Annotated in this window: 9 protein-coding genes; 7 read left to right on the top strand and 2 right to left on the bottom strand. The window is 31.4% G+C overall.

The genetic code is table 11. From position 1 onward, the window contains the following. Nucleotides 1–110 precede the first annotated feature (110 nt). Complete coding sequence (locus HN894_02035) at nt 111–2,165, bottom strand: tetratricopeptide repeat protein (protein ID MBT7142089.1); 2,055 nt, start codon at nt 2,163–2,165, stop codon at nt 111–113. A gap of 8 nt (nt 2,166–2,173) precedes the next feature. Then, entirely contained in the window at nt 2,174–2,854 is a 681-nt protein-coding gene (locus tag HN894_02030) for a DNA alkylation repair protein (GenBank protein MBT7142088.1), read from the bottom strand. A gap of 402 nt (nt 2,855–3,256) precedes the next feature. Here HN894_02030 and HN894_02025 point away from each other — a divergent pair, with 402 nt between their 5' ends. The 7 genes from HN894_02025 to HN894_01995 all read left to right on the top strand — a co-directional run bounded on the left by HN894_02025 (nt 3,257) and on the right by HN894_01995 (nt 12,205). After that, nucleotides 3,257–3,769 carry a hypothetical protein gene (locus HN894_02025; protein MBT7142087.1) on the top strand — a complete coding sequence of 171 codons (513 nt, stop codon included), beginning with the start codon at nt 3,257–3,259 and terminating at the stop codon, nt 3,767–3,769. 24 nt (nt 3,770–3,793) lie between these two features. Beyond that, nucleotides 3,794–4,690 (top strand): tRNA (adenosine(37)-N6)-dimethylallyltransferase MiaA, encoded by an 897-nt coding sequence (gene miaA, locus HN894_02020; protein ID MBT7142086.1) that lies wholly within the window; start codon nt 3,794–3,796, stop codon nt 4,688–4,690. A gap of 750 nt (nt 4,691–5,440) precedes the next feature. Beyond that, entirely contained in the window at nt 5,441–6,595 is a 1,155-nt protein-coding gene (locus HN894_02015; protein ID MBT7142085.1) for a c-type cytochrome, read from the top strand. 38 nt (nt 6,596–6,633) lie between these two features. Next, complete coding sequence (locus tag HN894_02010) at nt 6,634–9,633, top strand: TAT-variant-translocated molybdopterin oxidoreductase (GenBank protein ID MBT7142084.1); 3,000 nt, start codon at nt 6,634–6,636, stop codon at nt 9,631–9,633. A 95-nt stretch (nt 9,634–9,728) separates the two neighbouring features. Next, nucleotides 9,729–11,081 carry a polysulfide reductase NrfD gene (nrfD, locus tag HN894_02005; GenBank protein ID MBT7142083.1) on the top strand — a complete coding sequence of 451 codons (1,353 nt, stop codon included), beginning with the start codon at nt 9,729–9,731 and terminating at the stop codon, nt 11,079–11,081. Next, a complete protein-coding gene (locus HN894_02000) occupies nt 11,074–11,616 on the top strand; it encodes a DUF3341 domain-containing protein (GenBank protein MBT7142082.1) in 543 nt (180 codons plus the stop codon). The genes nrfD and HN894_02000 overlap by 8 nt, the downstream gene beginning before the upstream one ends. Next, nucleotides 11,603–12,205, top strand: coding sequence for a cytochrome c (locus HN894_01995; GenBank protein ID MBT7142081.1), 603 nt, complete (start codon nt 11,603–11,605; stop codon nt 12,203–12,205). Before HN894_02000 ends, HN894_01995 begins: the two co-directional genes overlap by 14 nt. Nucleotides 12,206–12,263 lie beyond the last annotated feature (58 nt).

Here is a 12,263-nt window from a genome sequence, read left to right as displayed (position 1 = left end):
TAAAAATGAATATCAAATTTACTATACCTATTATAATAATAAAAAACGTAAAAGTGCCCATCACATTTTTTTGTAAAATTCAATAAACTTAGTCAGTAAAGATAGAAAATTTATTTAGTTTTAGTTTGCAATTCTTTCACTTTGTCAAAATATTGTTTAGATTTTTCATTTTGCCCAAGTTGTTGGTACACTATTCCCAAGTTTTGAACAATTTGAATGTCATTTGGTCTTAATTTGTACGAACCTTCAAATATTTTTGCAGACTCTTTAATTTTTCCGGTTTTATTGTATGCAACACCAAGCGAGTTCAGTGCAACAAAACTCTGATTGTTCAAACTAACAGCTTTTTCAAGATAAGGAATTGCTTCTTGAGTTTTGTTTTTATTCATCAAAAGTAATCGTCCTATTTCAAGATTTATTTCAAATGTATTTGGATTTATTTTCAATAAGTCTGAAAAGACCTTCATTTTGTAATCAACATCTTTATTATTCGCAAGAATTATGGCAATATTCTGAAATGCCTTTGATTCGTACGGACTTATTGCCAATATCTTTTTGTAAACTTTAATTGCCTCATCGTAGTTTTCGTTATACTGAAAATGTGCTGCTGCAAGATTGTAAAGAGCAATTGCATGCTTAGGATAAATTTCGATTGCACGTGTCAGATATTTAATTCCATTTTGAAAATACTCGTCGCGCAATTTTTCATCTTCCGTATTTTTAGCTTCTATTAAATAATATTCGCCTGCAAGTCCGTTTCCTTTAGCACTGTTTGCTGAGATGTGAACATCGTTTGTGAAAAGTTTGAAACTACTTTCCCAAGCCCGATTTCTCGAAATAGTTTTTACTGAATAAAGTAAAAACACAATCATCATCATTGAAAGAAAAGTAGCTTGATAGACTTTTTTGTTTTTGATAATTTTTGGCATTATTTCAATCAAAAAATATATAAATGCAAGAGAAAATCCTAAACTTGAAATAAAAATAAATCGTTCGTTCATAAATACTCCAATAGGAAAAAGTATATTCGACGCAATTGAAAGTGTAATTATAAACAATAGAAGGCTATATACAAATATTGATTTTTTCTTAAAATTTCGAATAATAAAAACTGACAATCCTAAGTAAATTAGAAAAGAAAATATTCCTCTCAAATCAGTAAGTTTAACAAGCGGAATATGATATGGATAATAATCAATTGTCAGTGGATGAGGGAATATCATTAAACGAAGATAAACCACAAGTGTATAAAAAATAGTTGTAAATTTCTCTGTAAAATTCATTCCGAGAAATGGGTTATTCATCAGTTCATCTTCAAGTTTTTCGGGTGTTGTTCCAATTATACTTTGCCTGATGATAAGAAAAACGACAGAAGCTAAAATTAAAGGAATAATCGAAATTAGAATATTTCTGGCTTTATAATTTGAAAAAAAATATGCCGAAAGTGGGATAATTGCAAGAAAAGTAATTGTATTTTCTTTGGCCAGGAGTGCAAGGAAAAAAATGAAAAAATTGATAAATAAATATTTCAGTTTTAATTTTTCCAGATATTTGAAACTGAAATAAAGGCTAATTAGCGAAAACAGTAAAACCAGGATTTCATCGCGCCCTTTAATGTTAGCAACAACTTCGGTATGTACAGGATGTGCAACATAAAATACTGCAACTAAAAAAGGAATAGAAAAATACCATTTTTGCTGATGAAAGGTTTTTGCAAATTTTAGTTTAAAAAGCATGGAAAGAACGATGTAAATCATTATTCCGCAAAGTGCATAAAGTAACACATTAAAAAAATGATTTATATGCGGATTTTCTCCAAAAAACTGATATTCAATTGCATATGTCAGTAGTGAAAGCGGGCGATACCTGCCACCAACTACCATATTTTTATCTTTGCCGTAATAGCCAGCAAACAAATCGTAAGTAAATATTTCTTTGATTCCCGAAAATCCTTTTTGTGTAAATTCGTTTCCGCTAATTACTATTGTGTCGTCGAAAGCATAACCAAATGGAATTGTGTTACCGTACAAAACAAAACATACAACAACAATGATTAAAATTGCCAGATAATTTTTTCGCAAATTTTGCGGAGTTTTCTCAAGTTTTTTGGTCTGGGTTTTTTCGCTTTTGTTTGGATATTTTGTTTTTTGCTTTTGTTTTTTCATTTCCGATTTTACTTTTTGTTTCTGTTAATAACTTTCAAAGCTTCTCTTTTGCTTAATGATGCCAATTTATTATTTTCGACAAAATCTATCACCCATTGAGGGTTAGTTTTTGAATATTCACGAAGTTCCCAACCAATTGCTTTCTGAATAAAAAATTCTTTTGATGAAGATAATTGATGTATAAAATTCGATAACAATTCTAAATCGGTGGCTTCTTTATATTTTAGCTGAAAAAGTATTGAAGTCCTTTGTAACCACATATTTTCAGAAGCCATCCAATTTTCTGTATATTCTGGAATTAAAACAGGAAAACGCTGAAACATATATCCAAACATATTTGCTGAAAGAAAATCGACAGAGTCCCACCACGATTTTTCTAAAGTCAAATATTCTAATAAATTTAGTACTTTTTCATCGAATTGCTTTTTCATCTTGTCAAGCAAAAACATAGCGAAATATTGAAATTCTCGTTCTGGCAAATTCCAGGCACTTTTTATTATTTTTTCGAGATCGGAAATTTCAGGAAGCCCATTTTCGGCAAAAAATTGTTTGTCAATAATTTTCCTTTCGGGGTTTTTAATGCCAAAAAATTCAAATTGGTTACGCATATATTTTTTCATTGGAAGGGCATTTTCGCTATTTGCATTTGCCTTATACTTTTCGGATAAACACTTTAAATATTCTACCATAAGTCAAAAAAATATATTTTTGCCTAAAATACAGTTTTTACAGTAAATCGTAAAATTTTAATTATTTTCATTTTTTCAATAAAGAATTTGAAACTCTTCATTACTGTAAGAAAAAATCATAAAAGGACATTAATAATTCATACTAATTTCGATTTTCAACTTTTTTGGGTTTTGTTAAATTCATTAAATTAATAAAGTGATATGTTGCAGAAATACAATAGATTACATGATATTTAGATTTTTTATTTTCCATGATTAAAAAAAATATTTGGAAAAAGAAATAATAGTAGTAATTTTGAATTGGGTTAATAATTTGATTGATGAAAATGTTATTTTTTTCATGATTAGTGGTTTTAGTCCCGACTTTTAGTCGGGACTTTTTTTTTATAATATTAATATACAATGCTTTATACATTAAGAATATTATCTGAAGAGGAAGATGATTTCCTGCTTGTAATAGAAATTTTACCTACTCATAGCTTTCAAAAATTACACGAATTAATTCAAAAAATTTGCAAATATGACAAAACTCAGCTTTCATCTTTTTTTATTTGTAATAAAAATTGGGAGAAAGGTGAAGAAATTACTCTGATTGACATGTCTGATTCTACCGATAGTAAAATATTGATGGAAGATGCTATTTTAAAAAATTTTATTAAAGATGAAAAACAGAGAATGATCTACGTTTTCGATTTTTTCTCTGAAAGAGGATTTTTTATTGAATTAGTAGAATCGTCTTCGAAAGTTAAAAACCGAAAATACCCGTATTGTGTGAAAAGTGAAGGATTTCCTCCGCCTCAGATAGTTTACAAGGAAGCTGATTTCGATTTTCTTACCGAAGGAGAACTTGACGATGATGATTTTGAAGATGAAATAGGTTTCGATAATATTGATGATTATGATGATTATTTGTAAGTTTGTTGAAGCTCGTTCAAAAAATTGAAACAAAATAAAACCTTAATACAAATATGCGGACCCACAGGAATAGGGAAAACCAGCCTTGCTATCAAATTGGCAAATTTTTTTAAGAGTGAGATAATTTCGTCTGATTCCCGCCAATTTTATCACGAAATGAAAATTGGCACTGCTATGCCCACCAAGCAGGAGTTGGCTGAAGTAAAACATCATTTTATTGGCAACCGAAGCATTCACAATTACTATAATGTGAGCATGTTTGAGATGGACTCATTAGAATTGTTAAATAGATTGTTTCTGGAATACGATATGGTATTTATGGTGGGAGGTTCGGGACTTTATATGGATGCGATATCTCATGGGATTGATGATTTGCCAAAAGTTGATCTCGAATTAAGAAATTCTTTGGAAAAAAAACTTGCAGATGAAGGAATTGAAAGTTTGCGATTTGAGTTAAAACACCTTGATATTGAATATTATAATTCAGTTGACCTAAAAAACCATAAACGGATTATCAGAGCATTAGAAGTGTGCATGAGCAGCGGAAAAACCTATACTTCTTTCAGAAAGAAAAAAAGCAAAAAGCGTGAATTTAATATTGCAAAAATTGCTTTGAATTGCGACAGAAAAATTCTCTATGAAAGAATCGACAAGCGGGTTGATCTGATGATTAGTAAAGGTTTGCTTGATGAAGCCAGAAATTTGTATAAATACAGAAAATTGAATGCCTTAAACACAGTAGGCTATAAAGAATTGTTTGAATATTTCGACGAAAATATTTCGCTTGAGAAAGCTATTGAACTTATTAAACGAAATTCTAGACGTTACGCAAAACGGCAATTGTCGTGGTTTGGTAGAGACAACAATATAATTTGGTTTCAACCATCTCAGCTTAAGGAAATGAAACTATATATAAGCTAAACGTACTATTTTTTAATTTAATTTTCTACTTTGCTACCTAATGATATATTTATTTTGTCATTAAATAGAAATTTAATGGATGCAAATTTTGTCCCTAATTGAGTTGTATTGTTAAAATTTGAACAATAAATAAATCGTCTCAGATTATAAAAACTTTTGAAAGTATTTATTATTTTTAATGTTAAAATTTGCAAAATTAATTTGTTAGGCATAAAAAGCGACAGAGAGGTTAATAATTTGAGATAAAAAACTAATAGATAGGATTAAATCATTGAATTATACTTATGAAACTTTTAATATACAAGAACTATTTTGAATATATATATAAATATTTGTTAAATATTATATTTTTGAAAACTATTGTTTACATTGCCAGCTGAAATGTGCTTTATGTAACTGACGGAGCGAAGCTGTGTCAAGTTTGATAATAAAAAGGTATAAAAATGTATAAACTTTTTTGTGAAATTATTAGATTCACCGTAATTGAATTATTTTATAAATAGCGTAATTCAAAAATATTTGTAATTGCTAATATAGTATCATTTTAGCAATTTTTTTAATATATATTATGTATTGCAGTACCTAAATACTATTAGAAATCATTTAAGAATATTAAATCATTCGTTTTCTCTAATCTGTTAACTCTTTTATCCTCAAGCTTTAGGGATTGTAATTAAAAAATATTGTATATATATCCATTGTAAAATCAGTGGGAAAAAATATTCACCTCAGTAATTAATATTATATTTAATGAAATTTGTTATTTCACTATCTGTATTTTATTTTTTAGTAATCATAAATGTTTCGGCACAAAATGATACTATTAAACTCAAAGAAATTACAGTTGCCGATTCCATAAAAAAAGAAACTACGCTTTCAATGAGGTCTCAATCAGAACTATTTGAGTCTTGTGCACGATGCCATACAATTGGTAAAGGAAGACTTATTGGACCAGATTTAGCAGGTATCAAAGAAAAGCATTCTGAAGAGTGGTTAATTAAATTTATTCAAGCTTCAGATTTAGTTATTGCTTCTGGAGATACTGCAGCATTAAGACTTTTCAAAGAAAATGAAAATCTTCCTATGCCTCGTCATGATTATTCTAAGGATGAAGTTTTATCATTAGTTGATTATATTACTTTTGAAACAAAAAAATTAGATGCTGATCCAAACTTTCTTGATAATGATTTTAATAATGCGCCTACTTCAACCTCTTGGGTTTTTATACTTGGAATCTTATTAATTCTCATTCCACTAATAGATTTAGCATTCACAAGACTGTTAAAAATAAGGCTTATTAATGTTATGCTAATATTTGTAGGTTTTGCAATTTCAGGAAAAGCCATTAACGAAGAAGCAACATATTTGGGAAGAAGTCAAGGTTTTGAGCCGGACCAACCAATAAAATTTTCACATAGAATTCATGCTGGTGATAATAAAATTGATTGCAACTATTGCCATACAAGCTCATTTGAGAGCCGGCATTCATCTATTCCATCTGCTAATCTTTGCCTAAACTGTCACAATGTAATCCGATACGGAACAAATACTGGCGAAGAAGAGATAAATAAAATTCACAAAGCCTTCGAATCGAAAGAACCAATTCAATGGGTAAAAGTTCATAGCTTACCCGACCATGTTTTCTTTAGTCATGCGCAGCATGTTAATGTTGGCAAATTGGATTGTAATAAATGCCATGGTGAAGTTGAAAAAATGGGAAGGATTCAACAAGTTAATGATTTGAGCATGGGATGGTGTATAAATTGCCATAAAACAGAAAAAGTTCAGTTTGATAATAAATACTATTCATCCTACAAACATCACGAGGATATTAAGTCCGGAAAAATAAAAGAAGTTACTGTAGATGACGTTGGCGGAACTAATTGTTCAAAATGTCACTATTAGCCAACAATTAAACGAGGACACGAAATTTTTTGCAAAGTATGAAAGATTATTGGAGAAGTTTAGAGGAATTAGACATAGATTCAAAAACTAAAAAGGAACCGGAACCGGAATTTCCAATTGATGGATTATCTGAAGATGAGATTCAGAAGAGTGGGAAAACATCGCGCCGTGATTTTATGAAAATGCTTGGTTTTGGAGTTGGTTTTGTTACTTTAGCCGCAAGTTGTGAAAATCCTATTAACAAAGCTATACCATATTTAATTAAGCCTGAAAATATAATTCCAGGTAATGCAAATTACTATGCGTCAACCTTTTTTGATGGATATGATTACTGTAGTGTAGTTGTAAAAACACGTGAAGGACGACCAATAAAAATTGAGGGCAATGATTTATGTCCAATTACAAAAGGTGGGACAAACGCAAGAGTTCAAGCATCTGTATTGAGTTTATACGATAATTACAGAATTAAAAATCCCTTAAAAAACAAGCAGGAAATAACATGGGAAGAAATAGATACTGAAATTGTTGGGACTCTAGATGAAATAGCAAAGAAGAATAGCAGAATAGTAATTCTTTCATCTACAGTAATAAGTCCTTCCACTAAAAGCATTTTTGAAGATTTCAAAAGAAAATATCCTACTTCAGAAATAATTAATTACGATTCTGTTTCTGCATCAGGAATCATTGAAGCAAATCAACAAAATTTCGGATTGTCGAATTTACCTTCATACAATTTTGATAAAGCAGATTTGATAGTAAGTTTTGGTGCCGATTTTCTTGGAAATTGGATTTCACCAATAGAATACACAAAACAGTACTCAAAAAATAGAAAGCTAAGTAAAACAAATTTGAAGATGTCGAAACATGTTCAATTTGAATCAACGCTTACATTAACAGGAAGTAATGCTGATTTTAGAATACCAATAAATCCATCGCAAGAAGCCGGGGCAATTTTGAGTCTTTATAATTATATTGCAAAAAAAGCCGGTAAAGCAACAGTTTTGGCACCCAAATCTACAGTTAATGTCGAGTCGCTTGCCGATGAATTATGGTATGCAAAAGGCAAATCACTTGTAGTTTCAGGTTCAAATGATACCAATATTCAGCTTGTAATAAACGATATTAACTCAATGCTCGGCAATTATGGAATAACCATAAATATTGACCAACCGGTTTATATTAGACAAGGCATTGATAGCGAAATGGATAATCTCACTACACGTATGAATAAAGGTGAAATTGGAGCACTCTTGATGTACAATGTAAATCCAGCTTACGATTATCAAAATTCAGAAGCATTCACTGCGGCACTAAGCAAAACTAAACTTTCCGTTTCATTTTCAAATACATTGGATGAAACAGCAAAACTTGCCACCTATGTTTGTCCAGACAATCATTATTTAGAATCTTGGAATGATTCTGAATTTAAAAGAGATTTTTTCAGTTTAACACAACCTACTATAAATAAACTTTTTAATACACGTCAAGCCCAAGAAAGCCTAATTACTTGGTCTGGCAATATTGAACCTAATGCAGAAAATACTGTAAAAAAAGATGTTTATTATTCTTATATTAAAAAATATTGGGAATCAAATTTATTCTCGAAGCAATCAAAATATATTCTTTTCACTGAATTTTGGAATAATACACTTCAGGCTGGCGTATTTTCTTCAAGCAATTCGTCATCAGAAAATAACAATCCGACAGTTGTAAATTATTCATCCGGAAACATTTCATACTGCGCTTCTAAACTTAAAAGTACTGATGCTGGTGAAAGAGCAATTGAGTTTGTTTTGTACGAAAGTATAGGACTGGGAGACGGAAAACAGGCAAATAATCCATGGTTACAAGAATTACCAGACCCAATTTCAAAAGTTTGTTGGGATAATTATCTTGCCGTTTCAAAAACATTTGCTGACAAAAATCATTTATCTCTAGGAGATATTGTAATTGTTGATGATTTATTTGAATTGCCGATACTTGTTCAGCCCGGACAAGCAGAGAATACAGTTGCAATTGCCTTAGGATTTGGGAGAAGTAATGCAGGGAAAGTAGCAAATGCTGTAGGACAAAATGCATTTAGACTTGTTAGAGGTGATGGAACCAGAAAATACAACGGTAATGATATTAAACTTGTTCCTACAGGAGAAAATTATATTTTAGCACTTACACAAACTCATCATACAATGCACGGACGTAACCATGTCCACACAACTGTACTGGAAAAATACAAAAATAATCCTTCTGCCGGAAACGAAGAACACGTTGAAGCAGAAAAACACAAACAATCTTTATATAATGAACGAGAGTTTAAAGGACATCATTGGGCTTTAGCAATAGATCTGAATTCTTGTACCGGATGCAGTGCATGTGTAATTGCTTGTCAGGCCGAAAATAATGTTGCGGTTATAGGTCGCGATGAAGTTCGAAACAAGCGTATCATGCATTGGATGAGAATTGACAGGTATTATGCAGAAAAAGCAGAAGAGCCCGAAGTATTTTTCCATCCTGTGATGTGCCAACATTGTGACAATGCACCTTGCGAAAATGTATGTCCGGTTGCGGCAACACAAAATAGCAAAGAAGGTCTGAACGACATGGCTTACAATAGATGTATTGGAACTCGTTATTGTATGAATAATTGTCCTTATAGAGTACGAAGATTCAATTGGTATGAATATTCAAACAACGATAAGTTTGATTACAATATGAACAGCGATTTAGGAAAAATGGTTTTGAATCCTGATGTGGTTGTAAGAACACGTGGTGTAGTTGAAAAATGCTCGTTCTGCATTCAAAGAATTCAAGAGAAAAAACTTGACACCAAAAAAGAAAACAGAGAGCTGAAAGACGGTGAAATTAAACCAGCATGTCTTCAATCCTGCCCGGCAGATGCTATAGTATTTGGCGATTTGAATATGTCAGAAAGTGCAGTTTCTAAAGCTTATTCCGATGAAAGAAATTATTTTTTATTGGAGCAAGTAAATACACGTCCGTCAGTAGGTTATTTAACGAAGGTTAGAAATACGAAAAGCTAAAAAAATGGACAGTTTATCGAAGATAGTTGCTAGTTGCCAATAGAAAAACCAGAACTAAATACTGAGGAAAATTAATTAAGAAAATTGAGTAAACCATGTATAAAACTAAGGTAAGAGGAGTACTCGTTGAAGGTAATAAATCGTATGCTGATATTACCAAAGACATTGTTGCACCGATTGAAAATAAACCTCCAAAGTGGTGGATATATGCTTTTTCTATTAGCATAGCTGCAATGCTTTGGGGTGCATGGGCTTTTTACATAACAATTACTGAAGGCATTGGTACTTGGGGATTGAACAACTCTGTTGCCTGGGGATGGGGAATTGTCAATTTTGTTTGGTGGATTGGAATTGGTCATGCAGGAACTGCATTTTCAATATTCCTGTTGATTGTAAGACAAAAATGGCGAACATCCATAAACCGTGCAGCAGAAGCAATGACCGTGGTTGCTGTGTTGTGTGCCGGACTATTTCCTCTAATTCATATGGGACGAATCTGGATGGCTAAATTCATTATACCCTACCCAACTACAAGAGAACTATGGGTAAATTTCAATTCTCCACTTTTTTGGGATGTTGTTGCAATTAGTACATATTTAATGGCTTCCGCAACTTTTTGGTATATTGGAATGATTCCTGATTTTGCTACGATTCGAGATAAAACCATTTCAAAAACAAAAAAAGCAATATATGGTTTTCTGAGTTTCGGATGGGTTGGTTCTGCAAGAGGATGGCTTCGTTTTGAAGCTTTGGCAATGATTCTTGGTGGTTTGACTGCTCCACTTGTTATATCTGTTCATTCAATAGTTTCTATGGACTTTGCAACATCGGTAATGCCGGGTTGGCATACTACAGTTTTTCCTCCTTATTTTGTAATTGGAGCAATATTCTCAGGTTTCGGAATGGTACTCACACTTATGATTATTATCCGAAAGTTTTATAAATATCAAGCTTATGTTACTGATAAACATTTAAACGCAATTGCAAAAATTCTTATTTTTATAAGCTTGATAATGGGAACTGCCTACTCAACAGAGATATTTATCGCATGGTATTCGGGGAGTGAATATGAGTTTTACACATTCTTCAATAATCGAATTACCGGAGATTATATGATTGGTTTCTACGGGATGGTAATTTGTAATGCTCTTATTCCACAACTGTTTTGGTTCAAAAAAATTAGAAAAAATATCACTATTGTATTTATAATCTCATTGTTTATAAATCTTGGAATGTGGTTCGAAAGATATGTAATAGTAATTACCTCCTTGTCGAAAGATTATTTGCCATCAAATTGGTCATCATATTCTCCTACAGTTGTAGAAGTAGGTGTATATGTCGGAACGTTGGGATTATTTGTTTGTGGAGTATTATTATTTTTCAAATACATTCCCATGATTGCAATTAGCGAAGTTAAGGGAGTATTAAAACCAACAAGCAATGATTAGTACTGATAAAAATAACAATATATTTGGAGTTTTCGATGAGGAAGATATTTTCCTTGAGGCGATGAAAAAAATAAAGTCTGCCGGAATAAAAATCAAAAATGTCTTTACTCCATATCCAATTCACGAAGTTTTTCATGAAATGGGACTAAAAACTAGAATGCCATATGCTGCATTCATATATGGAGTATTTGGTATTTCATTAACTTATGCTTTTTTGTATTGGACTTCTGTTATTGACATTCCAATTGTAATAGGCGGAAAACCAAATAATACACTTTCGTTTATAATTATTCTGTTTGTTATGACTATCAATGTTGGAATTGTTTTATCACTTGGTACTTTTTTTATCAGACAAAAACTTGGACCAGGCAAAGAAGCAGTTGTTGTTCATAACGATATTACAGACGACAAATTTGTAATTGTTATTGAAAAACCTGAAGATATGTCGAAAGAAGAAACAAATAGAATAAATTCTGTTTTATTCGAAAATGGAGCAATAGAAACCGGAGAAAAAGAAAATATTGAAAATATTTAAAGCTAAACTTCTTATGCAAAATAAATTCAGAAATTCGACAATATTAGTAGTTCTTTCAATGCTTTTGATTTTTTCATCCTGTAATCATGATAATAGGAATCATCCAGGATATACATATTTTAACGATATGGCACCTTCCGAAGCCTATGAATATTACTCCATTAATCCGAATTTTACAGATGGAAAAACTGCTCAGCCACCAGTTGCCGGAACAATCGCAAGAGGAGCAATTCCATATCAATATCAAAGAACAGATTCTGGACAAGTTATGGCTGGTATTAATTTGAAAAACCCATTGTTGCCTACCGAACAAGATTATATAGAAGCACAAGAAATCTACAAAATAAATTGTGCAATGTGTCACGGCGAAACAGGAAAAGGTGACGGACATTTAGTAACTTCCAGAAAATTCAACACAGAAGTTACCTCACTAGTTGATGATTTTGTACAAAACAAACCCGATGGAGAGATATTTCATGTTATCACAATGGGTTCAGTTTCGGGATTTATGGGCTCGCATAGTGCACAAATAAAACCCGAAGATAGATGGAAAGTTGTAAGTTATATAAAAAACAAATTAGAAAAATAGCGACCCTTCTAAGTTGTTAAACTTTTTATACTATAAAGGTAATTCATTGAATACAAAA

Source organism: Bacteroidota bacterium (genome assembly GCA_018692315.1).
In the GTDB taxonomy this organism is placed as follows: domain Bacteria; phylum Bacteroidota; class Bacteroidia; order Bacteroidales; family JABHKC01; genus JABHKC01.
Note: the sequence above shows the minus strand (reverse complement) of the source record. Positions and strands in the feature narration are given on the sequence as shown.